The following is a 26840-nucleotide window of genomic DNA, read 5'->3' on the forward strand; positions in this document are numbered from 1 at the left end:
TGTTACTTGGGGCGTCTTGCCCGTGTGAGAACCAGCTCTCATTGAGTAGTCAATGTAACCGCCGATAACCCGAGCATGTTCATACTATCTACCAAGGCGCTTTCTCATACCTTCGGACAAGCCCAAGCGCTACTCAGACTGTGCCTGCTGAGTTTACTATTGTTAATTCCAGATGTAACCCAGGCGGCCATTTACAGCTGTGCGACCAGCAATGGAGGAAGGATATTTCAGGATCGCCCTTGCCCGATAGTTATTCAACAAAAAACACCGGTAAAAACACAGCGCCTGATGCCTTTTGGCATTCACGAGTCCTGGTTTGAATTACCACAACAGGCACAAGGGCGCGCCTATTGTGATCGGCGTCGCTGCGAATGCGGTGAACTACAACGAAGTTTCAATGGCTCGCTGGATCAGGCGCTCGCTGATGCACTGTATATCGATGGCGGCTGGCATCGCTACGAAACCAGCTATAAGCTCTGGCTTGCCGCACCAGGCAGCTCGAAGGCTCGCCATGACTACACCAGGCAAATGGAAGACGCCGCCTGCAACGTCATGATCTCGCAGCAGCTATTACGCGAGTATGCAGAAGAGGTCACCGAGCGGCTTCGTCAAAAGGCAAGGCTTGCTGAAGAATACGGCTTCGATCAGCCAGAACCCTGTCAGGATCAGATCAGGGAGGCTTGCAGTTACCTGGATGCCGTTGAGCTGTTGCAGCGTATCCAGTCGGATGCCCGAGCCTTGCAAATACCTCGAGAGCTCACCGACTCTACGCCAGCACTACCATTGAATCGCTGACCACTTGCCTTCGATTCGCCGACTTGAGATCGTACGTTCACGATAGGCCGGCGATGGCGTGGCACGATCACCGTTATCACGAACCATGTTCTCGATCCGCAAGACAGCACTGATTGATTTGTCTGCATTTCTGACACGAATATGAATGATATCGATATCCAGATGAGTGAAGCGTGACATGAGTTGTTTAAACAACGCATTCTGATCCGAAGGTGCAGTCAGGCCTTCCATCGTGGCCACATCATTATTCTCCAATGCCCGTCTGAGCTTGTCGAACCGTTCAATGACCTTGTCAAAGTCGTTATCACTGACGGGAGTTCGCGCATCAATCAGCGCTACTCGCCAGCGACTGCGCAATGTCTTGAGACGTTCATCATTACGATCCAGCGTGGTGGCTTCATCCAGAGAAGCTTCGGCCTCGTCCAACAGCCCCTGATCAAGCAGAGTTGAAGCCCGAGTCAGGGCATCTGCCAGCTTTATTCGCCGTGCCCTTAACCGCGCTTGCCGATCAGCCTCCAACGAGGCCCTTCGCGCTTTTTCCGCTACAGCCTTGCGTGCCTCTTCAGCCGCCAGCTCTCCAGCTTGCTTCTCAGCCTCAGCCAGTCGCCTCTCTTCCTCAGCGGCAGCTTGCTGCTCTTCTGCCAGTTTCTTTTCCGCATCCAGCTTCGCAGCCTTGCTCTGCGCTACCTTCGCGGCACTGCGTCGCTCGGCAACATCATTATCGACAACTGCATTTTTGTCCGTAAAACCCGGTATCAGGGACGCGACCAACAGAACACTGACAGCAATGGCAACCAGCCCCCACCACTTATTCGGACGTCTATGTGACTTGCGCACAAACCTGCGACGTGCCCGGGCTGCCTGCACCTCACGCGGCTCGGGGTGATCGCGCATGGACAATCCAGACAGTGGATCAGACGGCCCTATCTTTTCGGTCGGACGCGTCGTGAAGGCTGCAGTATTATCGACTCGCCGGGTAACCGTATCCGGCGTCGGCTCGCTCAGCAGAGCCGTCATCCAATCAGACAGCGTTTGCGGTCGGTCAGCGATACGGAACTGCAAAGCCCAGTCGATATTTTTCAGAAAAGCATCCGAATAGCGATCGCGCCCCAACATTCTGGCCGGTAACAACGGATCCTTACCACCATTGAGCAGGGCCGTTCCACGCTTGGCACTGTCAACCGGCTCCATCCCCGTCACCGCGTAATACAACACAGCTCCCAAGGCATAGATATCCGTCCAGGGTCCTTGCTGCTGATCGTCGCCCTCGCTGTATTGCTCCAGCGGCGCATAACCGGCGGAAACCAATGCCGTCAGGGTATTGGGGCCAGTAACACTGGCGCTACGTGCTGATCCGAAATCCAGCAGCACAGGCGTACCGTCGGTGCGCACAAGAATATTCGCAGGTTTGATATCACGGTGAATGAAGCCATGCTTGTGAACTTCGGACAGCCCCTTTGATATCGGCACAAACAACTGCTTCAACGCCCCTTCATCGGCGTTCTCCGGATTCTTCAGGTGTACACGAAGGTCTTGCCCTTCCTCGAACTCCATGACGATATAGGCAGTGTCATTGAGTTCGAAAACCGACATGACTCGCACGATATTCGGATGTTTGAAGCGCACCATGTTGCGCGCCTCAGTGATGAAGCGCTGCACACCCTGATTGGCCCTCTCCTGCAGATCCAGAGTCGCAGACTCGGTATCGTCCGTGCTGGTAGGTATCAGTACACGGTATTCCTTGATCGCCACCAGGTGGTCAAGGTTGGTGTCTGTGGCCAAATAGATGACACCGAAACCCCCACGCCCAAGGATTCGCTCAATGCGATACCAATTAAGCATCTCTCCTTGACGGAGCGATCGATAGGGGGCGCTGGCTTCCATCTAACGCGGCAACTGACCGTTTATAGTTCGTATGAATGGTACGCGATTCATGTCACAGGTTCACAACTCATGAAATTTAAATAACCGAATAATGACTATTTTACTAGTCATGGACCTCTTGCCGCTAAGATCCACGTCCGATAGCTAACTATATTTTCCATCCACCTTTCAAAGGACGTATTTTGTGACCGTATCTACAGCGCATCTGAACACGTATATCGAAGAACAAGGCTTGGCCGAACAGATGATCCCATCGGTGGGTTCCCTCTATCGCAATCGCGGTGTCATTGTTACGGTATTTGGTCGCAAACTGATGAATGGGTCAACCATTGACATCATCAAAGCCCACCAGCAGGCACTGCAGGTCGTTGGCGAGAAAGTGACGTTGTTGGAAACCAGTGCGGTGCTGAACGTGCTTACCGCTGTTCAGCCAGGCAGTTCACGCATCGATATCGGCAAGCTGGCTTTCGGCGCACGTCAGGCTGGGCTGGTAGATGAGCCGGCCGCATTACTCAACTACGTGAAAGAGGCACTGCAGGACATTCCCGATGCCTCATCCGTACTTGAAGAACCTCGCGATGTCGTGCTTTATGGCTTTGGCCGTATCGGTCGTATCCTGGCACGACTGCTGATCGAACGCACGACATCCAACAACCCTCTGCGGTTGCGGGCCATTGTCGTTCGAGGCGGCCGCGAAGGCGATTTGCGCAAACGTGCCAGCCTGCTGCGTCGTGACTCCATTCACGGCCCATTCAACGGACATGTGTCGGTTGATGAGGAGAATAGCGCCATCATTGCGAACGGCAATTTCATCAAGGTGATCTATGCCAATCAGCCCGAAGATATCGATTACACCGCCTATGACATTCACGATGCCCTGATTGTCGACAACACCGGTGTGTTCAAGGATGAGGCCGCTCTGAGCCGACATCTGGTCCCCAAGGGCGCCCGCAAGGTCCTGCTCACCGCCCCTGCCAGCGGTGCGATCAAGAATATCGTCTACGGCGTGAATCACGACATGATTGAGGACGATGACATGATTGTCTGTGCAGCAAGCTGTACGACCAATGCCATCACACCGGTCCTGAAGATCATCAATGACCGATTCGGCGTCATCAATGGCCATGTGGAAACCGTACATTCCTACACCAATGACCAGAATCTGATCGACAACTACCACTCGGCAGATCGTCGTGGTCGCAGTGCTCCGCTCAATATGGTACTAACCTCAACCGGTGCGGCCAAGGCTGTGTCCAAGGCCCTGCCGGAACTGGAAGGCAAACTGACGGGTAATGCCATTCGTGTGCCGACGCCCAATGTTTCCATGGCCGTGTGCAACCTGAACCTGGAAAAGGCAACCAACCGGGAAGAATTGAACGACTACGTCCGTGAAATTGCCTACAACTCTGCGCTGAGTCAGCAGGTCAGCTACTCGTATAGCACCGAGGTGGTGTCAACCGATTTTGTCGGCACGCCAGAGCCTGCCATATTCGATTCCGTTGCAACTATCGTAGACGGCAATCGCTGTGTGCTGTACGTCTGGTATGACAACGAGTTTGGCTACAGCACGCAGGTACTGCGCGTCATGCAACACATGGTAGGCCTGCATATCCAGAACGTTCCGGCCATCTGAGACAAGTCGTCTGACCCTGCCCGCGCGGCAGGGTCAACGGATAATCAGTGCGTCATGCCGTACATGACGTAGTTGACCCCGAGACGGTAGGCCGTGGCGGTATACAGAGCGCTGTATTCTTCCATGTCGGCATGCTCCCAGGCATCACCCAGATCCATGTTCCAGTTGATGATCGCCATGATCCGGCCATCATCATCCATTACGCCGCGCCATCGCGGTTGTTGCCTGGAGGCATTGCTTTCGTTGACGGCTGACGATTTCATGATTGGCAGTTCCCAGGTCTCTCCGGGGTTCAGACATAACGCTCGCAGCCCGGGTATCTGGATGAATTCGTCGATGGCAAAATGCACATTGAAGATTTCATGGCTCGGTGGGATATCCACAATGGAGCGATCGGGAAAGACTTGCCGCATCCAGCCTTCGAATTCTTCCCATTGATAGGATCCGTGAAAATCGTCCACCAGCAGGAACCCGCCTCGCAGCAGGTACTCACGCAGGGTATCGGCCTCGGGCTGGCTGAAAGAGGCAAAGCCTGCCTCCACCACATACAGCATCGGATAATCGTAGATCCGATCGTCAAGCAGTGAAATGGACTGACTGTCTGTGTTGGTATCAAGCCGCGTCAAGCGCTTGAGTGCCGCGATAAAGTGCGGCTCTGATTCTGAACAATCAGCCTGCCAGTGTGGATAACCAATGCGATCACCCAGATTCTCGATGGCAGCCTGATTATCTGAAAAAATGAGTCGGGAGAACGTGAACTCCTGATCCGCAGGTGCATTGAGCGCCGACGGGCAATCGGGCCGCTGCGGGGTGGTACAGATTGCCAGCTCTGCCAGAGAGGGAGTACTGAACAATACCGCGGCAATCGCCGTTGCACCACATCGGACACACCACTGTTTGAACGTAACGATTGCCACTGTTTTCAAGCTGCTCCTGCTATCACGGTCACGACCAAGGATCGATGTCATTCTGCAAGACAGACGCCACAATGTCAGCAAGCCCCAACGATCTCTACTGTATCTGCATGGAGACTTGGTCCTGCCAGACGGCATAACGTTCCTCCAAAAACGCAGACAGAGCTAGATCCTAGACCATTTTAGCCACACGATGGAACGATGCTCTGGCAGCGGCGTACCTGAATGAGTTAGATATCACTGAAAAAACGGCATTCACCCTGCTCGTTTCATACTCAGAGCATGCAGTCCGGTAGAAACGCGCAGGACCCCACAAGAGGCCCTGCCTGAAGTTTGGGGTTCTTCAGTCGAATTGAACGGCACCAGGGCCAGGTGTTGCCCCCGGAGGGCATTTGCCCAGAATGATCATGCCCAGCACCTCATCACGCGTCACATCACTGACCGGAGCAGTTCCGACCATCTGACCGTTCTTCATGACGGCAACACGATCTGCCAGATCGAAAACATCCTCGATATCGTGGCTGATCAGAAAGATACTGATGCCATCCTTCTTGAGCTGTTTGATCAACTCTCCGACCTGAGCGGTTTCCTGTGGGCCCAGAGCCGCGGTCGGCTCATCCATGATCAGTATCTGCGCATTGAACAGAATGGCCCGTGCAATAGCCACCGACTGACGCTGACCACCAGACAAGGCCTTGACCGGCTCCTTGAATCGTTGAAAGCGTGGGTTCAGCCGTCCCATCACCTCACGGGCATGGGCCTCCATGGCCACATCATCCAACGTGCCCCAGGCTGTGCGCAACTCGCGTCCCAGATAAAGGTTGGCCGCCGTATCAACGTTATCTGCCAATGCCAGTGTCTGGTAGATAGTCTCGATGCCCAAAGCTTTGGCATCTCGTGGATTGCTGATCGTGGCGTTCTCACCGCGAACGCGAATGGTGCCGCTATCGCGCTTGTAGGCTCCCGACAACAATTTGATGAAGGTGGATTTGCCGGCACCGTTGTGACCTAGCAAAGCCACCACTTCCCCCTTGTGTAAATCCAGGGAGGCATGATCGACAGCGTGAATGCCGCCGAAGGCGATCGAGCAATCCTGCATCTCGACGACCTTGGTAGAAGATGTTTCCATATTATGTATTTTCTCTGCTGCGCGCCGCTAGATGGAACGTCTGCGATAGAGGCCGTCAAGCCAGACAGCAAGTACCAGCACGATACCTACCACGACATTCTGGAACGGTGCATCCACTCCCAGCAACACCATGCCGCTTTGCAGCGACTGCATGACCACGGCACCGAGCATGGCGCCTAGAATAGTGCCCACACCACCTCCCAGAGAGGTGCCGCCGATAACCGCAGCGGCGATAACCAGAAGCTCATCCAGCGTGCCCTGCGCGTTGGTAGATGCGTTCAATCGAGCGGTCGAGATAGCGCCTGCGATGGCGCACAGTATCCCCATGAGAATGAAGATCTTCATGGTGACCCATTTTGTATTGATCCCCGCCAGCTCTGCCGCTTCCGGATTGCCACCCATGGCAAAAACATAGCGGCCGAAGCGCGTACGGGTCGCAATGAAGGTCATCACAACGCCGACGCAAACGGCAATGACCACCGGGATAGCAATACCGTGAGCGATGAACAGACCACCATCAGGCAGTTCAATATTGTTGCTCTGTGCGTAACGGCGCACGATGCCCTTGGGCCAGGGGTAGCTGTTGGCAACAGATACAGCCCCTAGTACCGCTCCACAGCTCACCACAGCCAATGTCAATTCAGCCCATACCGGACGCAGTGGAAAGTTGAAACGCTGGCGATTAAGACGTCCCTGAAACAGCATTGCTATAATGCCAACGCAGGCAATAGCCGCCACAACCCAGCTCCAGAAAGCACCAATCGAGCCGTACGGACCACCGCCCATCAAACGGAAAGTGGTGTCCATGGGGGCGACTGTCTGTCCCGAGGTGACCCACCAGGCAGCACCGCGCCACACCAGCAATCCGCCGAGCGTCACGATGAAGGCAGGCACTGCCAGATAGGCAATGACATAACCATGTAGCGCGCCAATCAATGCACCAAGAGCAATACCGATGAACAGTGTGAACACCCAGATCCAGCCACTTCCGGTGCCAAAAATATCAGACAGAAAGGTTGTTTGCGACACGCCCATCACCATCGCCACGAACCCCAATATGGAGCCGACCGACAAATCAATATGCCGGGTCACGATGATCAACACCATGCCGGTCGACATGATTGCTACCGAGGAGGTCTGAACCGAGAGGTTCCAGAGGTTGCGTGGTGTCAGAAAGCGACCATCTGACAGCAAATGAAAAGCCAGCCATATCAGCAGCAAGGCTCCAAGCATGCCAAGCATGCGGGTATCAACTTCTGTCGCCCGGAGGAATTTGACCAGGAGAGAAGCTTCACTTTGCCTGGCACCTTGCGCCTCGGCTGGGGGCGAATTTTTTCCGCTCATGAAATATTCAAAGGTTGGTGAGTTGTTAGGAGAAGGGACAAAAATTCAGAAGGTGGCAACACAAAGCCTGTGTTGCCACCATCACACTATCCGCATTCAAGCGTTCATTACTGACAGGCAGCTACAGAATCGGCAGCACCTTCACACAACTTGTCCTTTTCTATCCAGCCCGCGTCAACAACGACGTTCAGGTTCTCCTGAGTCACAGCAACCGGGGCCAGAAACACCGCATTCAGGCTCACACCGTTTGGACCACCGGCCCATTCGACAACATCGGGTGCCTCGGTTGGCGCAGCGCCGTCAGCCATCATGGTGGCAATCTGAGCAGCGCCCTTGCCCAACTCACGAGCATCTTTCCAGACCGAAACCGTCTGAGTACCACGAGCAACACGATTCAGAGCCGCATGGTCACCATCCTGGCCTGAAACAGGAACTGCACCGTCCAGACCCTGAGCTGCCAGTGCTGCAACCACACCACCCGCAGTACCGTCGTTGGATGCGACAACTGCATCAACTTCATTGTCGTTGGCGGTCAGAATCTGCTCCATGTTGCGCTGCGCGTTTTCTGGCTTCCAGGCGTCGGTATAGGCTTCACCCACGTTGATGATGCGACCTGCATCAATCGATTCCTGCAGAATTTCCATTTGCCCACCGAACAGGAAATCAGCATTTGGATCAGAGGACGAACCCTTGATGAAGGCGTAGTTGCCTTCCGGCATGGCGGCCAGTACTGCCCGTGCCTGCATACGCCCTACTTCGACATTGTCGAAGGTGATGTAGAAGGCATCCTTGTTTTCGATCAGACGATCGTAACCAACAACAGGAATACCTTCAGCGACAGCCTGCTCGACTGCTGGCCCAATGGCACCAGAATCCTGTGCCAGGATGATCAGAGCATCAGCACCTTGCGAAATCAGTGCTTCCACATCAGACAACTGCTTGGCAGCTGAGGCTTGTGCATCGGCTGATATGTAAGTGTCACCGTTCGCTTCAATGACTTCCTTGATAGCAGCTTCATCAGTCTTCCAGCGCTCTTCCTGAAAATTCGACCAGGAAACGCCTATTGTTTTGCCTTCTGCCAGTACCGGTCCTGCCAGAATGGCAGATACAGTCGCAGCGACTATGAGGGCTCCAGTTTTTTTCATGCTAACTCCAAGTGGTAAGGTCGTCGTATTTATTTCACGACTGGAATAAATAGTGACTTCACCGGCCAAATGTGTCAAGTTGTTTTTGACAAGAACACACAACAACCACAACTCCAGAGAACAAATGCAGCCGTCTTCCCTTATTCGCAGTGACGATCTGCGCAATGAAAACCGGCGACGCCTGCTCGACACCTTGCGTGCCGAAGGGCCTTGTGCACCTGCGCGGGTGCGCGCTCTGACAGGACTTAGTGCAGCCTCCATATCCATGCTCAGCTCCCAGATGGTCGAACAGGGCATTCTTCTCAGCGAACGTTATCCAACGCATCTGGATAAGAATCTGCGTGGCCGACCTCGTTCACAGTTATCACTCAACCCGGCTGCCGGCCATGTACTGACGATCGCACTGACCATCGACCGTATAAGGATCCGCCTGGTGGACTACGCGGGCAAGATCTGCGCTACTCGGGAGCAATACCTGGAGACGCGAATACTGGATGCTAGCCAGCTGTTAGCAGTCCTGTGTGAAAACATTGACGAGTTGCTCTCACGTCACGATGCAATGCGGCTGCGTCACATCGGTGTCGGTTTTCAGGGCCAGACCGAGCATGCCACCGGCGCTCTGCTCTGGTCGCCGATAATCCGTGATCACAACATCCCACTGGGTGCAATGTTGCGCCAGCGTTATGCGGTGAGTATCAGTGTGAATAACGATTGCCGGCTAATCGCCCAGGCACTGAGCCGCAGTCAGGCAGAGGTGTTGGGCAAAACCTTTGCCACGGTTCTGTTTTCCCACGGTGTCGGACTTGGCTTGTACCTCAACGGCCAACCTTTTGCAGGGACACGCTCCTCGGCCATGGAGATCGGCCACTTGCGCTACAAATCCGGTGGCGCACTGTGCCGTTGCGGCAGACGCGGCTGTATTGAAGCCTACGCTGCCGACTATGGTATCGAACGGTTGGCAAAGGCTCAGCCTATCGATCAGGAACCTGCTGGTCGCGTTACCGAGGCGAGCATGGACTTGCTGATCGCCGCCGCTCAGGCTGGCGAACAGACAACAGTCGAGGCTTTTGTTACCGCCGGCAAAGCGGTTGGTGAAGGACTGGTCAATCTTTTCACCCTGTTTGACCCCATGCCCGTTGCACTGGTAGGTCATAACGATGAGGCCTTCGATTTGATGCGTACCGGCATTCACGCCATACTCGATTCGCACCTGCCCGACGGCCCTGAAGCATCCGAACTTCTGCATCGCTTCGCTCAGGATGACCCCCTGCTCAGCCAGGGCCTGATAGACAATAGCCTCAACCAGGTCGATCGATTATTCGCTGACCAGAAAACCGATATTGATCTGACCGGATGAAACTGCCCACTACTTTTTTAACGGCCTGCATGGTTCTAAGCTTTCCTGGCAGCCTTGCACTCATCCAGACTGCCATGGCCGATGAAGCGCAGACGCCAGCACCCAGCCTCACGCCGTGGTCTGAAAGAGCTCTGCTACAGCCGGTTCTCAGTACGGACTATGCGGGTCGTCTGGACAGGGACAAACTCATGGAACTGATTTCAGCCGGTGACCATCTTTTCAACGCACGCTTCACCAGTCTCGATGGTGTCGGCCGACCGATGGCCACTCAGGCCATTGTTCCCACCAAACGCAAACGTGCCCCCAGAAGTGGTTTTTCACGCACTGCAGGCCTCGATGCAAACGCCTGTGCCAGTTGCCACAATGTGCCAGTGAGCGGTGGCGCTGGAGATTTTTCCGCCAACGTTTTTGTATCCGAAGGTTTCCAGCATGCTGATTTCGACACCGTAGATCCTCAGTTTTCCAACGAACGCAACACCAATCATCTGTTCGGTGCGGGTCTGGTAGAGCTACTGGCACGCGAAATGAGTCGCGACTTGCAGGCCATACGCACTCAGGCCCTGATGGAGGCACGCAGCACTGGCAAACCCTTGTCTGTAGTCCTGAATAGCAAAGGCATTCACTTCGGTACGCTGAGCGTCATGCCCGATGGCCGGGTAGATCCTGAGGGTATCGAGGGCGTAGACCACGATCTGGTGATCCGGCCCTTCACCCACAAGGGGGTCATGACCTCACTACGGCAATTTACAATCAATGCCTTGAACCAGCACCATGGCATGCAAGCCGTTGAACGGTTCGGTCCACGCTGGACTGGTGAGAACGATCACGATGAGGACGGCGTGGAAAACGAAATAGGTATTGGCGATGTGTCGGCACTGGTCGCCTGGCAGGCCAGCCTTGCGCCCCCCTTTCCAACCCAGCCTGACGATATCGACTGGCAGGCAGCAGCCAGCGCCGGCCAGAAACACTTCACAGAGGCAGGCTGTGTGGACTGCCACAAGCTCTACCTGCCACTGGAGTCTCTGGATTTTGCCGATCCCGGTCCTCTGGATGCGGCCGGCACTTTACGTACCGGAGAAGGCAGCGATGCCATCTATGACCTTCAACTGCTCGACTGGGCCAGCCAGCTGGAACGCGATGAGAACGGAGACGTGATGGTTCCCTTGTTCGGCGATTTGAAGCGGCATGTCATTGCCGACCAACAATTGTCGGCATTGGGAAATGAACTACTTTCACAGCGATTTGTTGAACGCAACGTCTTCATGACCAGCGAATTATGGGGCGTTGCCTCGACCGCGCCTTATGGTCACCGTGGCGACATGACGACACTGAGCGAAGTCATCCATGCTCACGGTGGTGCTGCACGCACATCACGCGATGCCTGGCAGGCCATGTCGAACCGCCAGCAAAGCGAGCTGATTGCCTGGTTGAAAACACTGGCGATCGAACCATGAGAACTCTCATCACACCGTCAATACAGACAGCTTTTCTACTGATCAGTGCATCACTGTCGTTCAGCCATGCCAGCCTGGCGCAGGATTTCCCTGGCGACATACCGGTATTGATTGAACAGTCCGAGGTTGCCGGCCTGCTGCATCGTTATGAAGGTCCATGGGAATATTTTGTCGGTGGCGGTGTCAGCACCTTCGACTGCAACCAGGACCGCCTGCCCGATCTGTATCTGGCAGGCGGTGAGAACAAGGCAAGCCTGTTCATCAATCGCAGTCAGCCGGGAGGCGAACTGAAGTTTGAAAAGATCAACAACACCCCCTTATCGCTTGAACGCAGCATTGGCAGCTACCCTGTAGATATCGACAATGATGGCATTCTGGATCTGGTCGTCATGCGGGTCGGCGAAAACCAGCTATTCAAGGGCGGGCCTGATTGCAGCTTCACCGCATCCAACATCGCCTGGAAATTCAATGGCGGCAATGCCTGGACAACGGCGTTCAGCGCCAGCTTTGAACAGGGCCAGCGCTTTCCGACACTCGCCATTGGCAACTATGTCGACCGGACGGCTCCAGGCTCCCCCTGGGGCACCTGTCACCCGAACGAGCTGCACCGCCCCGCTGCGGGTGCAAGCGCGGGTGCAAGCGCGGGTGCAAGCGCGGCTGCTTCCCCTGAAATCCCGGACTACTCCGATGCGCAGCCATTGGCACCCGGCTACTGCGCCTTGTCCATGCTCTTTACCGACTGGAATAAATCGGGCACCGACGCCTTGCGTGTCACCAACGACAGGCAGTACTACCGCGGTGGACAGGAACAGATGTGGCGTCTGGATAGTGGTCGCTACCCGCGCCTCTTCAGCACCGCTGACGGCTGGGAGCCACTGATTATCTGGGGTATGGGAATAGCAGAGGCAGATCTGAACGCCGATGGCTATCCCGAGTACGCGCTGACCTCTATGGGCGACACAAAATTGCAGGTGCTGGATCTGCAACAAGCTATCGAGGAGAATCGCCCCAGCTACGAAGACATGGCCTGGGATCGGGGCGCAACGGCACACCGCCCCTACATTGGCGATGATCTGAAACCCAGTACCGGCTGGCATTCCCAGTTCGAAGATCTCAACAATGATGCAAGTCTGGATCTGTTCATAACCAAGGGCAACGTCGAGAACATGAATGACTTTGCCGGCTTTGATCCTGACAATCTCCTGCTCGGCCGCCCCGACGGCAGCTTCAGCGAACAAGGCCTGGCCGCGGGCATTGCTCTGGACCGTCGAGGCCGTGGTGCCAGCATCACCGACTTCAACGCCGATGGACTGCTTGATATCATCGTCGTTAACCGCCGCGATAATGTCAGCCTGTTTCGCAACGCTGGCATGGCATCCGGGCAAGGAGCACGCCCCGGCGGCAACTGGCTCAAACTGGAGCTGCAGCAAAGCGGTGCCAACCGGCACGCCATTGGCGCTCGTCTGTCGATCAAGACAGGCAATCAAGTGCAGACCCGCCGACTGCATGTCGGCGGTGGCCATGCTTCGGGAGACGCCGGTTTCGTGCATGTCGGATTGGGCGTTGCCGAACGCGCCACCGTTCGCGTGCAGTGGCCAGATGGCGAATGGAGCGCCCCCTTCAAACTATTCGCCAATCATCACGTCATTATCGAGCGCGGCAAGGACACTGTCATTCAATGGTTTCCACCCGTCGCCAAACCCTGACCCAATCAACCTTACGGATACTTTCACACCATGTTTCTAGGTATAGATCTAGGTACCTCTAGCGTCAAGAGCGTTCTCATGGACGCCGAACAACAAATTCTTGCCAGCCACAGCGCCGCTCTCGACGTCAGCCGTCCACAGGATGGCTGGTCAGAACAGAACCCCTCAGACTGGATCAGCGCTATCGAGCAGACGCTGGATGCGCTTCGACAAAGCCACCCCAAGGAGCTCTCTGCGGTGCGTGGAATTGGCTTGTCCGGCCATATGCATGGCGCTACCTTGCTGGATGATCAAGACCAGGTCATCCGCCCATGCATGCTATGGAACGACACTCGCAGCCAGGCACAGGCTCAGCGTCTGGATACACCGCAGTTTCGCCAAATCGGTGGCAACATCCTGTTTCCTGGCTTCACAGCCCCTAAAGTCGCCTGGGTTGCCGAGCACGAAGCTGACAATTTTGCGCGTTTGGCCAAAGTACTTCTGCCCAAGGATTATGTTCGCTTGTGGCTGACAGGCGAACATGTCGGCGACATGTCCGATGCCGCCGGTACCGGCTGGCTGAATGTTGCCAAGCGCTGCTGGTCCGATGAGCTGTTGCAGGCAACCGGGCTTTCCCAGCAACACATGCCACGCCTGGTAGAAGGCACACAGGTGTCCGGCCAGTTGCGTACAGCACTCGCGACACGCTACGGCATGCTCAATAGCGTGGTCGTAGCCGGTGGCGCCGGCGATAATGCAGCCAGCGCCTGTGGCATGGGCACAGTAGCAGACGGTGATGCCTTTATCTCCCTGGGCACCTCTGGCGTGCTGTTCGCAGCCAACGATAGCTACCAGCCCAATGCCCAGAGCGCTGTGCATGCGTTCTGTCATGCATTGCCCGATACCTGGCATCAGATGGGCGTGATACTCGCCGCAACCGATGCGCTCAACTGGCTTGCAAAAGCCATGAAGTCCACACCGCAAGCACTGAGCTCACCGCTGGATTCGCGACGGGCAGAGCCAACGGATGTGATCTTTCTGCCGTACTTGGGAGGCGAACGAACGCCCATCAACGACACCGATGCACGTGGCGTCTTCATGGGACTCAAGCACTCGACTGATGCCGATGAAATGACCCGTGCCGTATTGCAAGGAGTGGCGTTTGCCTTCAAGGATAGCCAACTGGCACTGCAATCAGCTGGTAGCACACTCAAACGGGCTGCCGCCATAGGCGGTGGCGCAAAATCCGACTATTGGCTGCGGGTTATTGCCAATACGTTGAACATCCCGCTGGATATCCCCCTCGATGGTGATTTTGGTGCCAGCCTCGGAGCTGCCCGACTGGGAATGATTGCTGCCGAGCAAGCCGATCCCTTAAGTGTATGCACCGCACCGCTCATTGAGCGAACGGTAGAACCTGATGGCTCCAGCGCCGCCTTTGCCGAGCAATTTGAACGCTATCATGCCACCTACGAAGCACTGGCTCCGATCATGCGTCATCCCTCCAATAACTGAAGGGACTCGCCTGCCAGCTCACTTTTGTGAGCTGGGCTGAAGTGCTAGCTTCCTGCGCTGGTATCCGCAACAGGTCCGGCGACAACGGCTTCAAGTGCCGCTCTTTCAATCATGCCGGTGCGCGCGCCGGCAAGATTGCCGGAGGGGTCATACAGCAGGTAGGTCGGTGTCGCTCGAAAATCCTTGCCCGTCAGTTCCTTGTACTGGCGGTGGAACACGTCCGTGAATACGACCAGATTCGGGTACGACGGATTGTGCCGATCGATCAGTTTCTGAATCTCGGCCTCGGCCTCCATGCCATCCAGAGCAATACCCACTACGCGTGCATCACTGGCCTGATGATCATGATGAAAGGCTTCAATCATGGGCTTTTGCTGCTCACAGGGAATACAGTCGGTCGACCAGAACATCACCAGTGTCCAACGCCCATCACCGACGTAATCGTTGAGATTGACCCGGCTACTTTCCATGTCCTGGAGTTGAAAGGACTGCGCCAGCCCGGCACCAAACAGTAGTGAACCGCCCACCAGACAAGCCAGCAGACGCTTGCCCATGACAGGCCAGCACAACAAAGAGGACACTTTACTGAAGATCAAATTCACCGATTTTTTTCTGCTTAATCCTGACGATTGAGAGTCACCACGACACCTCGCCGCGGCAATGTGTTGCCTGAACTATCACCTGCCCAGCAGCCTTCGTCAAGAATTCTGTTCTGCGGTATACCCGCAAACAATAGCGCTTCGCGTACTCGACTAGCCCGCCCTAGCGCCAATGCCGCATTACCGCTTTCCAATTCCGTTGGACCCAGCGAACAACCGATCACTGAAAACAGATCCGACTCTGGCTCGAAGGATAATACCATTTCATCCACCAGTCTCTTGTTAACCGCACCAAGTCGTAATGAGTCGTTAGGGAACAACAGGATCAGCTCCTCCACGACACGATGCTCGGCCAGCAAATCTTCGAAGTTGGACTCCCCCAGATCAAATACGTTCTCCACCCGCGTCAAATTAGCCAACGGCAAAGCCAGATTCTGCTTGGCGATAGCACCGGACACGACCGGATTCAACGGATTAGCCTCATCAGGTACGGACAGAGGTGAGACCTCTGGGTTTGTACCTGCTGTATCCTGCGCAAGTTCGCCGGTCGCCACCTCGGTATTCGGGCTGACAACAGGCACCGGATCAACTACCGAAGCCGTATTGGCGAATACCCGATCATTGGGAATAATGGCACTGGCGTCGGCACCGCGAACATACAAGGGCGTGAGCGGACTGATTCCAGCCACACCAGCCATCAGAAAGCTGCGACGCAATTCGACACTGCCAATTGCCATTTCATAGGTGGCCTGCTGAGCTGCACCCTGATCAGTTTTCTGGGCCGATTTCTGCTCAAGGCGATACTGGAACAATTGACCACTCGACGTATCGTTGACCCAGCGCACCCCGTAGCCTGCAGCCCGCAACGCCATCTGCATGGCGACGGTGAACTCATCGGTGCGCGAAGTTCGCAGCAGATTAATCGTCGTCTCTGCCGGTTGCAGCAAATCGATCTGCCGCAAAGTGTTCACAAAATTCCCGGCAATAATCTGTACAGGCTCCGCTCCCTGCTGCCCAGAAGCCGCAATAGACAGTTCGTCTTCGGCTTGGGGTGGCTGGCTGACACAGCCCAAAGGCAGGCAGGCCAACAGAAATACGAGAGTGAATCGAGACAGATGCATTTTCTTGAAATCTTCCTTGAAGGCCTGAATTCCAGACAGCTTATCTGGAGCGGCGGCAATTTACGGATACTATACCGGCGGTTGATACTTGTAGAAGGTGGCTCCGATCACGTTTAGTGAAGCTCGTCAAAAGAAAACATGAATCGATCCGAATTCATCACGCAAGTTCGGCATGTTGGTACCTTGCGAATCAGATACCCTATCTGTAACAAGCTGACAGATCCGCAAACCGGAGCAAGAAACCCGTGATTCAACTTTCCGGCAACAGAGCCGAATATCCTGCCTGGAAACCTCTAGTGGCCATCTGCCTGCTAGGCAGCTCCCTGGCCTTAAGTGCCTGCGCAGTAACCGACACTCCCATTTCTCCAGCGTCCCTGATAGCCGATAAGGCCAACCGGAACATATTCGGGAAAGCCGCCCCGGTACCCACAGCGTACCGGACAATGGTCAACGACCTGAGCGACGTCGTCGTGCAGATCTTTGATCCTCGCGATACCACCCTGCAAGTGACAAGAAGCAATGCAGATCCTATTTTGCAGTACTTCGTCCAAGTCCTGGCTGAACACGGTTTTGGCATACAGCGAGTCAGTGCCGACCAGGGAGCTCAGTACCTGCAATATGAACTCAGATCGATTGATGATGAGAATGGCGTGCTGGTATCCCTCAATGTGGGTCCCGTGGTAGCCACTCGTTATTATCAACTGCTGCGCGACAACGTCGTTACCCCTACCAGCGTTGTACAACTTGCGGGCACGCGCGCACCGGTCACGGTAGCAGATACTCCGACAGGTCGATTCAAAGTATCAAACCCGGCCTTCTCACAGGTGCAATACGTCGCCGCGATGAGTCTTGATGAGCAATCACCCATCATCTCGCTGGTTACGCCCGATGTTATCAACAGCGCAACAAGCCAATCCGCACGCGGGCCCAGCCTACAGGCTCTGAATTCCAGTAAAGTTGAAGTCACCAATCTTTTCTTCGGCACAGAATCCAACTTTGCATCCATTCTCGATGGCCATGAACAAGTGGATCGTCAGATCGTGGTGTTCGGTAATGACTCCATGATATTGGGCGACACCAACAAGCAACTGATTGACCAGTTTGTGGATGAGAAGCTAGAAGCTACCGACGTCATCAGCCTGGTCGGTTGCAGCAACGGCCCCACCGCTCTGGATATCGGCAACGAAGGCCTGGCGCTGGGTCGGGGCAGACGCGTAATCGAAGCATTGATGGCCCGCGGCGTATCGCGCGAGCAAATTCTGGATGAAGGTTGCTGGGCTCCGACCAAGGCAGATGATCGGTTTCCCAGTCGTGGTGTTGTCCTTGAATTGTGGCGGAGTCAATCATGAGCTTTTCACCTGCCGCCTCACTGAGCACAGGCGTCACTCTACTTTCATTACTGCTATCAGGCTGTACGGGGCTCTCAGGTCCACAAGGCGTGGACCAGGAAGCCTTGCTGCCCCGATTGGCAGGCAATGCTGCCTCCCTGAATGAAATCAGCGGACTGGAGCGAGCTCATCTACAGCTGATTGCCACCAACCTTGTCGCCACCCTGGTGCAGATTCCAGAAATGCGCCCGGCCACTGTCACCTTGCAGATCAACACACCATTCACCGCTTTTGGCAATGCGGTGATCAGGGCACTGGAGGATGCCGGCTTCGGCATGCAACTGGTCGATGCGGACCAGGGACAGAATTTCGTCTCATACAGCAAGAGTCTTTCCGAGACCGAGTCCGGACTGGTCACCAACTATGGACTTGCCGTTGGTCGTATCCGCTTGTCACGTGAGTACGTCATTGAAGCCGATGCCGTCTACCCTTCATCCCTGATGACTATCTCAGGAACTGATTCAATTGCCGATATCCAGTTGGCGGACAACATCTTTGCCGAACAAGGTGGCCAGAGCACAGCATTCATCAGCGGTGCACAGCGCGCTGGAATTCCTGACCCGAACCTCAAGGCAAGCACCATTGATGTCAACGAGTTCGATAAGCTGCCAGAAGACAAACGCACAACGCAGGAATATGTCTTCACGGAAGCCCGGCAACGCTATTTTGAAAGTGACACACGCCGCCGCGTACCGGATCTCAGTCGCTACTCCAAGCACCGCCGCACGGTACTGATATTCGAGGACAACACGACTCAGGTAATGGGCAATGCCAACAAGCAGGCTGTACGCTTGCTGGTGCGCGAGTTCAGTGATGATGACATCATGCTGATCAAAGCCTGCCTGGATGCAGACGGACGTGACGAGGCCTCCCTGAACAGGGCCATTCGTGTTGAAGAAGAACTGGCAGGTCTGGGCGTACCGACAGAATCTGCCTATATAGCCCCATGTGCGCGGATCAGTTATCGCCACGCATCGGACAACTCTCCCACACCGGTGGAACTGATTCACTACCGTCCAAAATAAAGATGATGCTATCCAGAAAAAGACTCCTGCTACCAGCCCTGCTGGCACTCATCAGCGGCAACAGCACCTCAGCTGCGACGCTCGAAACCGCTCTCGATCGTGGCGCACTGCGTTGTGGTGTAAATGCGGAGCTAGCCGGTTTCGCCAAAGCCAATAGTCTGGGTGAATACAGTGGCTTCGATATTGATATTTGCAGAGCTGTAGCCAGCGCGGTCTTCAATGACAGCGAAGCGGTGGAGATGATTCCGGTAACCACGACTGATCGTTTCCCGGCCATGCTGTCCGGCACATTTGACATCTTGTCCAGAAACACGACGTGGACACTTGAGCGCAACGCGCAATTCGGGCAATTCGCCGGCGTCAATTTCTACGATGGGCAAGGCTTCATGGTCACCAAGTCCAGTGGCATCAGAAGCGCACTGGAACTCGATAACCAGCCGATCTGCGTCGGTAGAAATACTACCTCAGTACCGAACGCAGAAGATTTTTTTGCCGTCAGTGATATTCGCTATCGCCCAGTCTTTTTCAATGATGAGGTTGAAGCAGCTGAAGGATATAAGGAGGGACGCTGCAAGGCACTGACAGCTGACCGCTCAGCACTCGCAGCTCATCGCACAGGCTTTCCCGAGTCTGATGCACATATGGTATTACCCGAAGTCATATCCAAGGAGCCACTTGGCCCCATGGTTCCCCAGGATGACTCACGCTGGGAGAACATCGTACGATGGTCGCTTAACTGCATGATCAACGCCGAGGAGCTGGGCGTGACCAGCAGCAACGTCAACGATCCTGCCACCGCCAACACACCGGCTATTCAACGCCTGATCGGAGCTGTCGACAACATGGGCGAATTACTCGGACTGAACAAGCAATGGTGCAGCCGCATCATTCAGCAAGTTGGCAACTATGGCGAAGTGTATGACCGCCACCTTGGCCCTGATACGCCTCTCGGACTTGAGCGTGGTATCAACGAGCTATGGACCAATGGCGGCTTGATCTACGCACCACCCGTTCGCTGAGCAGGTACAGCAGCTGTAAAAGGGACTGGCTGGAAGGATCTGGCCAGTTTAAGGAACCCCTGCTTTATCACTCAGACTGACACCATCCTCATCACGAAGCGTGAAAGTCTCGGACACGGGCAAAAGCACTGAAACGCCGTAACACGCAGAACCGAGGAGCGCCAGACACCACACGATGGTGGCACCTGACGGCCAGTCATTCCAGGCCGACATGAACAAGCCCATCAGATAGGCACTCAAGCCAACTGTGTAGGCCCACACACGCACCCTCCGCCCGTGCAGGCGACGAACCGCCAGCGCTGGAATGATCAGACTGGCAAACACCAGGTAGACCCCGACGAGTTGCGTGGACAAGGTGATCGTGACCGCAAACAGCGGATAGAAAAGCCAGCCACCCTGCTGCTGCCGCAGACGGAACCAGGCAAACAGCACGCAGCTGTAGACCATAGCCACCCAGAACAGCTGCGTGGCACTTGTCCACAGAATTTGCCCGACCAGCAAATCTCTCAGGCGCTCACCACCCTGTGGGTCCGAGGCCAGCAGAAGAATGCTGCCTGTAGCGGCCATGACAAAGGCGACACCAATCAAGGCTTCCTGCTCTTTGGGGTCATGCTTGCGCAATAGGTAAAGCAACAAGCTGGCGACAATCGCCGTGCATATCGCAATTGCCTGCCCAAGGACAGGCGCATGCTCATCCATACCAAAGGTGCTCGCCGCAACCAGACCAAAGCCCGCTATCTGGGCTATGGCAAGATCCAGGAAGATGATTCCTCGACGCAGCACCTCCTGACCCAGCGGCACATGAGTGGCAACCACCAGCATACCTGCGAGCATGGCAGGCCAGAGAACATCGATTTGTATCAACAGTATGTCCACCTCAGCCTCCTGTCAGCAACAGGGTGAGAATCGAGTCATACAGACTCTGCAGGTCATCGGCCTCGTCGTTTCCCCCAATCGTGAACGGCAGCTCCAGCAATGCAATGTCACTATTGTCAGCCAGCCAGCGGGCACCCCTTTTGTTCTGATAATTCGCGATCAGCACGAAATTGGCATTCTGCGCACGTGTGGTTTGCAATAACTCGGCAAGATGTCCGCTGGTCGGCGGAATACCGGGTTTGGGCTCAAGATCACCGACGGTCTCAATCTGCAACCAGTCCAGCAGGTAGCTCCAGTTCTTGTGATAGACAACAGCTCGCTTACCTCGCAGCGGTTCGGCCCGTTTCTCCCAGCGCTGCACCGCTTCTGTCCAAGCGGACGAGAATATCGATAAGCGCTGACGATAGTACTCGGCGTGTTCGGCGTCGACAGCCTGGAGTCGCGCACTGAACGCCTCAGCAATAACCAGCAGCCTACGCGGGTCCAGATACACATGCGGGTTACCGTCCGCATGAACATCGCCCTGACTTCGGTCTACCTTCTGGGGCACCTCGATGCGCTCAACCTGCAAGGCTGCCAGAAAGTGTCCGGGTTGCCCGACTTGAACACGGCGGTTGCCGGATTTTTCCAACAACAACGGCAACCATCCGATTTCCAATTCCGCTCCCGTGCAGAACACCATGTCGGCATCACGCGCTTTGATGATCAGTGATGGCCTGGCTTCTACGTGATGTGGGTCCTGCATAGCATGCGTGGCAGACTCCACCTTCACCCTCTCGCCACCCAGCTCTTCAGCCAGCGCCTGCCACTCCGGTTCGCACGCCAGAATGTTCAGCGAAGCCTGCGCAAAAGGACTTGCCGAGAAAAATAGCGCGCACATCGCCAGTATTTGTATTCTAGAATTCATGGGCACCATGCGCTCCGAGGGTCATGACGTATTGCAGGCTGAGCGTGTCATTGGCATCCTCAAAGCCTTCCGCGTCCTGCAGAGTGTATTGAAGGCGTAGCTGCGAGAAATGGGAACGCATCCAACCGAGCATGACTTCCGTTTCTCTGAGCGACTGGTCGTGAAAATGATCGCCGTGAGCGGCCTTCAAATTCACTTCTCCATAACGGATCCCTGCCGACCACTGTGAATGGAAACGGTAGACCGACGAGGCATACCAGCCCTTGTGTACATCACTATCCTGGGCAAAATCGCCAAGTTCATCGACATACAGATATTCGCCCGACAAGGTCAGCTGGCTATTCCTGGCATTTCCCTGCGGCGCCCACTTCCAGACAAAATCCAGCAGATACATATTTTCGCCACTGTATGCCGCATCGTGTGAATGGTCGTGTCCGTCTTCATCTGCATCCTCTTCCACCACCTCTTGCACGGCATCAAGACGATTGCGCAAGTAAGATACTCCAGCCTGCCAGCTGCTGGCATCGGAGAGATCACCGCCCCAGGTGGACTTGAGTGTGAAGACGCCGATTGCCGGATCTGCCTCACCACCGGCCAGCGCTGTGCCGTTGAAGGCTTCGACGCCAAGCTGCCAGAAGAACGGCACCGGCATCAGGCCAGCAAGGCGTACACCGTCATCGAAATAGTGTGAGCCGAGAAAAGCGCGATACAAGGCTGGACGCTCTGTAAAGCTGTCCGCATGAGTATGTCGTGAATTCAGGTAACCCACCTGCGACAGAAAGCGTCCTGCGCGAATACCGAGGCCGTAAGGCAGCGCTACGGTGTCAAAGAAAGCTTCCTCAATGTCCAACTCGGTATCGCCCTCGTGACTCTCAAGCACCGTGGTCAAGCGACCGCTGAACAGATCATCCACAGCGCCGCTCAACGACAGTTCAGTATGACCCAGCCCAAACCCCTTGCCTTGTTCAGACAAAGCACTGTCCTCTGATTTGAAGAAGCCGTCGAGCACGAAGCTGAGCTCAGGGTTCTCGGCATGTGCAGACTCTGCTGTCATGCTCATGACCAGCGCCAATGCCACGGACGCGCCGATACCCGGCGCGTGTATTCGTCCCGTATTCATGGTTTATCAGTCCTGATGTTCGTGCGATTCAGCCAGTCCCAGCCAGGTGATGCCCCACGAAGACCTGATCGCCCACGATACCAACGAGCTCATCGACCTCTTCATGCGCAATCACCGTTCCGATTCTGGCTTCCGCTACCATCGACTCGGGGTTTAGCAACTTGCTGGCAGGAAAGTCTTCTTGCTTCAGATCGATGAACAACATGCCGTCACCACAACCGAACGCAATGAACTCATCATTAGCGGCATGTCCGTGCAGCAGGGGGCATGGCTCTTCGTAGCGATGCTCGAGCGTGAAAGTGCCACCTTCATAGGCATAGCGCTCGACCGCTGCGGGCAAGGTCGTATCAGTTATGGATGGGTCCCGATAGGTGACGAACAACTTGTCGTCTATGAGTTTGGCTGCTCCGTGCATATTGTTGGTCAGTGACAACTCACCCGTCACACTCCCTGCAGCTATATCCGCATCGCTCAGAATGGTCACTGTCGAGGGCACCCCTTCCTCCGCGTCAAAGAAGATCACACCGTGTTCTTCATGAGTACTGTAGTGGGTTGGACTGAAACCAGACAGCGTGAAATCGAGCATGGCCGGGTCCACGGCATAGTCGTGCAAATGGTCGACGTGATTCTCGGTGTACAGACCGCTATCCACAACGAGACCCTATTGTCATTGCGTTGAATGAGCACCGCGTAGCGCTTGTCCGGGCTGGCGTACAGACTGGCCTCGCCGCCGGCCATGGCAAATCGTTGCAGCGCAAACTCGGAGTCAAGGTCGTACACCACGACGGCTGAATCATCACTGTCATACAAAGCCAGACGACCAGCGGAGTCGATACTGACTGGCTCGTCTTCCTCGTTGGATGATGATCCGTCGCTGCAGGCACTGAGAAACAAGGCTGCGGCGCCGGCTGCGCCGACAAACTTCCCGTAGCGCGAGGTTGTGTGTTTGTGGTTCTGCGAGACCAACATTACAATTTTCATTTATGTTATGTTATAACGTATCTTTTTAATAGATGCAAAAATCCACCGTTATCCAGCAGATTGCCCTCTAAAGAGGTGCATTCATCAGGGCAATTGCACAGCGAAATCCCACCATCAACGCTTTTTGTATATGGTCAGTCAGACGCAATCGTCCGATCTGTGCAATCGCGCCACAGTCTACATGATATGTAATAACATAACATTTAATTTTTCAACTGCCCATCCAACTGGACAAGGATCAGTCAGGCTCTATCAATTTCACGCCTGACAAATCACGATTCAACTATCGAGACCCGCCTCGCGCAAAGCAACACCATCGGATGCCCTGAAAAAATGCATCTTGGATGCATCGAGGTAAACAGTCACCCTGTCATCAGGTTGAGCCTTGTTGCTGGCATGCACCTGCGCCGTAAACTTCTCATCCCCTACCTGGCCTATCAGCAGGGTATGCGGCCCAAGCGGCTCCATTTCGACGACCCCTACTTCGATAGATGGCCCCAGAGACGAATCCTCACCGGTATGCTCAGGTCGGATGCCCAGTACCATTTCTTTGCCTGCCATACTGGCAAGATAAGCAGGTGCTGGAAATTCAATTCCATTCTTCCCTATAAAGACCGGCCTCTCATCTTGTATCAAGATCTTGCCAGCCAGCATATTCATGCTCGGCGCACCGATGAATGAAGCTACAAACGCATTGCGAGGTCGCTCATACAAGGTAATGGGATCTGCTGCCTGTTCAATCACCCCACCTTGCATGACAATGACACGATCAGCCATCGTCATGGCCTCAATCTGGTCATGAGTGACGTAGACGATGGTACTTTTCAGCCGTCGATGCAATTGCTTGATTTCGGTACGCATCTCGATACGCAGCTTGGCATCCAGGTTCGACAATGGCTCGTCAAACAAAAAGACATCAGGGTCGCGTACCAGGGCTCGGCCAATTGCCACACGTTGACGTTGCCCACCCGAGAGCTCCGCCGGCTTGCGATCCAGATAATCGTCAAGGTTGAGTATGCGCGATGCCTCTTTCATCGCCTCCTCTGCCCGTTCCTTGCCTTCGCCTCGTACCCGCATTCCATAGGTGATATTTTCACCCACCGTCATATGAGGAAACAGCGCATAGGATTGAAACACCATGGCGCAATTACGCAACCCAGGGCGCAGCTGTGTGACATCACGAGAACCGATACTGACAGTGCCGGTCGTCGCCGTCTCCAAACCGGCGATCATTCGCAATGTTGTTGTCTTGCCACACCCCGAAGGACCTACCAGTACGACAAACTCGCCATCGGCCACCTGCAGGTCCAGCGGCGGAATAACTTCCACTTCACCAAACGATTTGGTAACGCTCTCAATATTTATAGTGGCCATTTCTACACATTCGTTTAGCCGAATTCGGCGTTTTCGATTCCAGGCACACCCTTGGAGATAGTGTCCCCAAGGGCATGCAATAGCACAATCAGATCAGATCGAACTCAGTCAAGACCCATTGAGGCACGGTAGGCAGCTAGCTGCTCATCTCTTCCCAAATCGTCTGTCAGCTCATTCCAGCCAGCGGCAACAGTATCGAGTGCTTCCTGAGGTGTCACATCACCTGCCAATGCTTTGGACAATTCGATTTCCAGTATTTCCGTGTAGGAAAAGTACGCAGGCAGACGCATATCAAGGGCCACATTGTCGGCAGTTACCGACGCTTGCTGTGCACCCAGGTATTCTCGTGCTTCACGCTCAGAGAAGATACTGCTCCAACGCTCCGTATTAGTGGTATGAGAAATACGATACGGATTAACACCCGTACCAGCGGTTACCGTTGCTTCACCCGACACCTCGGGGCTGGACAGGTAGGAGATAAAATCCCAAGCCGCATCCTGCTTTTTGGACGTTTGCGGCACCGCTGCCTGCCAGCCACCAAAAGCCATGAATGGCGTGTTCAGAACATCATCATACTCATCCCATTCACCCGTCTTGTAATTGTAGACCTCTCTTGCACTTGGCAAGACCGCGGACCCAACACTACCAGCAACCTTTGACTGCTCAGGGTCAGCACCGATAACGCCGGTATCGCCCCAACCAATAGACTGCGCAACCTGGCCACCTGCAAAGGCAGCATTAACCTCTCCAAAAGAGAAATTCAGAGCACTAGGCGGCGCCAGCTGGGAGGCACGAATGTATTCTTCCAAACCCTTTACCCAACCCGGATTATTGACTTGTGCATCCATGGTGTCAGGATCAAAGAACATCGAGCCTGGAAAATCTGGATGGCTGGTGTAGGCCGCAGCATGACTGAAGAGAAACCAGAATTGCTGACCACCACGGCGGAACGCTTCAGCAGTACCCCAGACACCATCGATATTGGTCTGGAAATATTCTGCGATATCCAGATATTCTTTCCATGTCGCAGGAATCGCCAGATCATAGCCATACTTTTCCTTGAAACCTGCCTGGTTAGCCTCGTCTTCAAAAAGATCAATGCGGTAGGAGTATGTGTGCACATCACCATCCATCGTCTGCGACAGAACCTTACCGTTCCAGACCATCAATGATTCGCGATAAACAGGGGCGATATCCTCCCAGTCCTCTCCCTCTTGATAGCTTGCAGGCATCTCCGACAGATAAGGTGTGAAGTCCGGCGCCCAGGCAGGTGCAAATGCGATGACGTCAAAAGCATCGTCACCAGAGGCCAGTGTTGTGACAATCTTCGGATACAGCTCTGACAAGGGGAATTCAACAACCTTGACCGTCCCACAGGTTTTGGCTTCCCAGCCTTTGGCTGCATTTTGCAAAGCGGATGCGATGTATGGACCAGTCTGAGTGGTCGCCGTAATTTCCACGCCGGTATAGTCTGGCGAACATTCAGCCCAGACAGCCGGCGCTGCCAGGGCTGCAACAATGGCCAATGATGTGGTTTTCACTATTTTTCTCATGATTCTCTCCTTAGGGTATTTT

The 26840-nt window shown here is 54.8% G+C and carries 23 protein-coding genes; 9 read left to right on the forward strand and 14 right to left on the reverse strand.

What is annotated here, in order from left to right; all coding sequences use genetic code 11:
• Nucleotides 1-75: 75 nt before the first annotated feature.
• Nucleotides 76-795 carry a DUF4124 domain-containing protein gene (locus IMCC3135_RS21240; protein WP_157736159.1) on the forward strand — a complete coding sequence of 240 codons (720 nt, stop codon included), beginning with the start codon at nucleotides 76-78 and terminating at the stop codon, nucleotides 793-795.
• On the opposite strand, the gene IMCC3135_RS21245 is transcribed toward IMCC3135_RS21240, so the two are convergent.
• Nucleotides 778-2637, reverse strand: a complete 1860-nt coding sequence (locus tag IMCC3135_RS21245; RefSeq protein ID WP_157736160.1) for a serine/threonine-protein kinase — start codon at nucleotides 2635-2637, stop codon at nucleotides 778-780. The two genes, IMCC3135_RS21240 and IMCC3135_RS21245, sit on opposite strands and share 18 nt — an antisense overlap.
• 226 nt (nucleotides 2638-2863) lie before the next feature.
• Between IMCC3135_RS21245 and IMCC3135_RS21250 the strand changes: the two genes are divergently transcribed.
• Nucleotides 2864-4312, forward strand: coding sequence for a glyceraldehyde-3-phosphate dehydrogenase (locus IMCC3135_RS21250; protein WP_088919422.1), 1449 nt, complete (start codon nucleotides 2864-2866; stop codon nucleotides 4310-4312).
• A gap of 44 nt (nucleotides 4313-4356) precedes the next feature.
• Here the strand turns inward: IMCC3135_RS21250 and IMCC3135_RS21255 are convergent, their stop codons facing one another.
• The 4 genes from IMCC3135_RS21255 to xylF all read right to left on the reverse strand — a co-directional run bounded on the left by IMCC3135_RS21255 (nucleotide 4357) and on the right by xylF (nucleotide 8844).
• Complete coding sequence (locus tag IMCC3135_RS21255) at nucleotides 4357-5229, reverse strand: DUF4159 domain-containing protein (protein WP_157736161.1); 873 nt, start codon at nucleotides 5227-5229, stop codon at nucleotides 4357-4359.
• A 340-nt stretch (nucleotides 5230-5569) separates the two neighbouring features.
• Nucleotides 5570-6355, reverse strand: coding sequence for an ATP-binding cassette domain-containing protein (locus IMCC3135_RS21260; RefSeq protein ID WP_088919424.1), 786 nt, complete (start codon nucleotides 6353-6355; stop codon nucleotides 5570-5572).
• A gap of 27 nt (nucleotides 6356-6382) precedes the next feature.
• Entirely contained in the window at nucleotides 6383-7699 is a 1317-nt protein-coding gene (locus IMCC3135_RS21265; protein ID WP_088919425.1) for a sugar ABC transporter permease, read from the reverse strand.
• Nucleotides 7700-7806: 107 nt separating this feature from the next.
• Complete coding sequence (xylF, locus tag IMCC3135_RS21270; RefSeq protein WP_088919426.1) at nucleotides 7807-8844, reverse strand: D-xylose ABC transporter substrate-binding protein; 1038 nt, start codon at nucleotides 8842-8844, stop codon at nucleotides 7807-7809.
• 124 nt (nucleotides 8845-8968) lie between these two features.
• Here xylF and IMCC3135_RS21275 point away from each other — a divergent pair, with 124 nt between their 5' ends.
• Genes IMCC3135_RS21275 through xylB form a run of 4 tightly spaced genes read left to right on the forward strand, consistent with a single transcriptional unit; the run spans nucleotide 8969 to nucleotide 14855 of the window.
• Nucleotides 8969-10201 carry an ROK family protein gene (locus tag IMCC3135_RS21275; RefSeq protein WP_088919427.1) on the forward strand — a complete coding sequence of 411 codons (1233 nt, stop codon included), beginning with the start codon at nucleotides 8969-8971 and terminating at the stop codon, nucleotides 10199-10201.
• On the forward strand, nucleotides 10198-11655 hold the full coding sequence (locus IMCC3135_RS21280; protein WP_088919428.1) for a di-heme oxidoredictase family protein: 1458 nt from the start codon (nucleotides 10198-10200) through the stop codon (nucleotides 11653-11655). Before IMCC3135_RS21275 ends, IMCC3135_RS21280 begins: the two co-directional genes overlap by 4 nt.
• The gene (locus tag IMCC3135_RS21285) at nucleotides 11652-13361 is read left to right on the forward strand and encodes a CRTAC1 family protein (RefSeq protein ID WP_088919429.1); all 1710 of its coding nucleotides are present in this window, start codon (nucleotides 11652-11654) and stop codon (nucleotides 13359-13361) included. Before IMCC3135_RS21280 ends, IMCC3135_RS21285 begins: the two co-directional genes overlap by 4 nt.
• A 30-nt stretch (nucleotides 13362-13391) precedes the next feature.
• Complete coding sequence (xylB, locus tag IMCC3135_RS21290) at nucleotides 13392-14855, forward strand: xylulokinase (protein ID WP_088919430.1); 1464 nt, start codon at nucleotides 13392-13394, stop codon at nucleotides 14853-14855.
• A 44-nt stretch (nucleotides 14856-14899) separates the two neighbouring features.
• On the opposite strand, the gene IMCC3135_RS21295 is transcribed toward xylB, so the two are convergent.
• A complete protein-coding gene (locus IMCC3135_RS21295; RefSeq protein ID WP_157736162.1) occupies nucleotides 14900-15457 on the reverse strand; it encodes a TlpA family protein disulfide reductase in 558 nt (185 codons plus the stop codon).
• Between the two features lie 14 nt (nucleotides 15458-15471).
• Nucleotides 15472-16575 (reverse strand): hypothetical protein, encoded by a 1104-nt coding sequence (locus IMCC3135_RS21300; protein WP_088919432.1) that lies wholly within the window; start codon nucleotides 16573-16575, stop codon nucleotides 15472-15474.
• Between the two features lie 245 nt (nucleotides 16576-16820).
• Here IMCC3135_RS21300 and IMCC3135_RS21310 point away from each other — a divergent pair, with 245 nt between their 5' ends.
• The 3 genes from IMCC3135_RS21310 to IMCC3135_RS21320 are packed head-to-tail and all read left to right on the forward strand — an operon-like array spanning nucleotide 16821 to nucleotide 20007.
• Nucleotides 16821-17924 (forward strand): hypothetical protein, encoded by a 1104-nt coding sequence (locus IMCC3135_RS21310; protein ID WP_157736163.1) that lies wholly within the window; start codon nucleotides 16821-16823, stop codon nucleotides 17922-17924.
• The gene (locus IMCC3135_RS21315; protein ID WP_088919435.1) at nucleotides 17921-18988 is read left to right on the forward strand and encodes a hypothetical protein; all 1068 of its coding nucleotides are present in this window, start codon (nucleotides 17921-17923) and stop codon (nucleotides 18986-18988) included. The genes IMCC3135_RS21310 and IMCC3135_RS21315 overlap by 4 nt, the downstream gene beginning before the upstream one ends.
• Before the next feature lie 2 nt (nucleotides 18989-18990).
• A complete protein-coding gene (locus IMCC3135_RS21320) occupies nucleotides 18991-20007 on the forward strand; it encodes an amino acid ABC transporter substrate-binding protein (protein ID WP_205737657.1) in 1017 nt (338 codons plus the stop codon).
• A 48-nt stretch (nucleotides 20008-20055) separates the two neighbouring features.
• Here IMCC3135_RS21320 and IMCC3135_RS21325 read toward each other — a convergent pair whose 3' ends face one another.
• The 7 genes from IMCC3135_RS21325 to IMCC3135_RS21355 all read right to left on the reverse strand — a co-directional run bounded on the left by IMCC3135_RS21325 (nucleotide 20056) and on the right by IMCC3135_RS21355 (nucleotide 26818).
• Nucleotides 20056-20883, reverse strand: a complete 828-nt coding sequence (locus tag IMCC3135_RS21325) for a metal ABC transporter permease (protein WP_088919436.1) — start codon at nucleotides 20881-20883, stop codon at nucleotides 20056-20058.
• Nucleotide 20884: 1 nt separating this feature from the next.
• Nucleotides 20885-21790, reverse strand: coding sequence for a metal ABC transporter substrate-binding protein (locus IMCC3135_RS21330; RefSeq protein WP_205737658.1), 906 nt, complete (start codon nucleotides 21788-21790; stop codon nucleotides 20885-20887).
• Entirely contained in the window at nucleotides 21780-22910 is a 1131-nt protein-coding gene (locus tag IMCC3135_RS21335; protein ID WP_088919438.1) for a hypothetical protein, read from the reverse strand. The genes IMCC3135_RS21330 and IMCC3135_RS21335 overlap by 11 nt, the downstream gene beginning before the upstream one ends.
• A 28-nt stretch (nucleotides 22911-22938) precedes the next feature.
• Nucleotides 22939-23496: a hypothetical protein gene (locus tag IMCC3135_RS21340; RefSeq protein WP_169727503.1), complete on the reverse strand. Its 558-nt coding sequence runs from the start codon at nucleotides 23494-23496 to the stop codon at nucleotides 22939-22941.
• The gene (locus IMCC3135_RS21345; protein WP_157736164.1) at nucleotides 23430-23891 is read right to left on the reverse strand and encodes a hypothetical protein; all 462 of its coding nucleotides are present in this window, start codon (nucleotides 23889-23891) and stop codon (nucleotides 23430-23432) included. Before IMCC3135_RS21345 ends, IMCC3135_RS21340 begins: the two co-directional genes overlap by 67 nt.
• 279 nt (nucleotides 23892-24170) lie before the next feature.
• Entirely contained in the window at nucleotides 24171-25265 is a 1095-nt protein-coding gene (locus tag IMCC3135_RS21350) for an ABC transporter ATP-binding protein (RefSeq protein ID WP_088919441.1), read from the reverse strand.
• Nucleotides 25266-25369: 104 nt separating this feature from the next.
• A complete protein-coding gene (locus IMCC3135_RS21355; protein ID WP_088919442.1) occupies nucleotides 25370-26818 on the reverse strand; it encodes an extracellular solute-binding protein in 1449 nt (482 codons plus the stop codon).
• Nucleotides 26819-26840: the final 22 nt, after the last annotated feature.

This window comes from Granulosicoccus antarcticus IMCC3135, assembly GCF_002215215.1.
GTDB classification, from domain to species: domain Bacteria; phylum Pseudomonadota; class Gammaproteobacteria; order Granulosicoccales; family Granulosicoccaceae; genus Granulosicoccus; species Granulosicoccus antarcticus.

Excerpts from the sequence above, each read along its gene's own strand:
- IMCC3135_RS21240 (WP_157736159.1), top strand. The coding sequence starts at position 76 with ATGTTCATACTATCTACCAAGGCGCTTTCTCATACCTTCGGACAAGCC.
- IMCC3135_RS21245 (WP_157736160.1), bottom strand. The coding sequence starts at position 2,637 with ATGCTTAATTGGTATCGCATTGAGCGAATCCTTGGGCGTGGGGGTTTC.
- IMCC3135_RS21260 (WP_088919424.1), bottom strand. The coding sequence starts at position 6,355 with ATGGAAACATCTTCTACCAAGGTCGTCGAGATGCAGGATTGCTCGATC.
- IMCC3135_RS21265 (WP_088919425.1), bottom strand. The coding sequence starts at position 7,699 with ATGAGCGGAAAAAATTCGCCCCCAGCCGAGGCGCAAGGTGCCAGGCAA.
- xylF (WP_088919426.1), bottom strand. The coding sequence starts at position 8,844 with ATGAAAAAAACTGGAGCCCTCATAGTCGCTGCGACTGTATCTGCCATT.
- IMCC3135_RS21275 (WP_088919427.1), top strand. The coding sequence starts at position 8,969 with ATGCAGCCGTCTTCCCTTATTCGCAGTGACGATCTGCGCAATGAAAAC.
- IMCC3135_RS21280 (WP_088919428.1), top strand. The coding sequence starts at position 10,198 with ATGAAACTGCCCACTACTTTTTTAACGGCCTGCATGGTTCTAAGCTTT.
- IMCC3135_RS21285 (WP_088919429.1), top strand. The coding sequence starts at position 11,652 with ATGAGAACTCTCATCACACCGTCAATACAGACAGCTTTTCTACTGATC.
- xylB (WP_088919430.1), top strand. The coding sequence starts at position 13,392 with ATGTTTCTAGGTATAGATCTAGGTACCTCTAGCGTCAAGAGCGTTCTC.
- IMCC3135_RS21300 (WP_088919432.1), bottom strand. The coding sequence starts at position 16,575 with ATGCATCTGTCTCGATTCACTCTCGTATTTCTGTTGGCCTGCCTGCCT.
- IMCC3135_RS21315 (WP_088919435.1), top strand. The coding sequence starts at position 17,921 with ATGAGCTTTTCACCTGCCGCCTCACTGAGCACAGGCGTCACTCTACTT.
- IMCC3135_RS21320 (WP_205737657.1), top strand. The coding sequence starts at position 18,991 with ATGATGCTATCCAGAAAAAGACTCCTGCTACCAGCCCTGCTGGCACTC.
- IMCC3135_RS21330 (WP_205737658.1), bottom strand. The coding sequence starts at position 21,790 with ATGAATTCTAGAATACAAATACTGGCGATGTGCGCGCTATTTTTCTCG.
- IMCC3135_RS21335 (WP_088919438.1), bottom strand. The coding sequence starts at position 22,910 with ATGAATACGGGACGAATACACGCGCCGGGTATCGGCGCGTCCGTGGCA.
- IMCC3135_RS21340 (WP_169727503.1), bottom strand. The coding sequence starts at position 23,496 with ATGCTCGATTTCACGCTGTCTGGTTTCAGTCCAACCCACTACAGTACT.
- IMCC3135_RS21345 (WP_157736164.1), bottom strand. The coding sequence starts at position 23,891 with ATGAAAATTGTAATGTTGGTCTCGCAGAACCACAAACACACAACCTCG.
- IMCC3135_RS21350 (WP_088919441.1), bottom strand. The coding sequence starts at position 25,265 with ATGGCCACTATAAATATTGAGAGCGTTACCAAATCGTTTGGTGAAGTG.
- IMCC3135_RS21355 (WP_088919442.1), bottom strand. The coding sequence starts at position 26,818 with ATGAGAAAAATAGTGAAAACCACATCATTGGCCATTGTTGCAGCCCTG.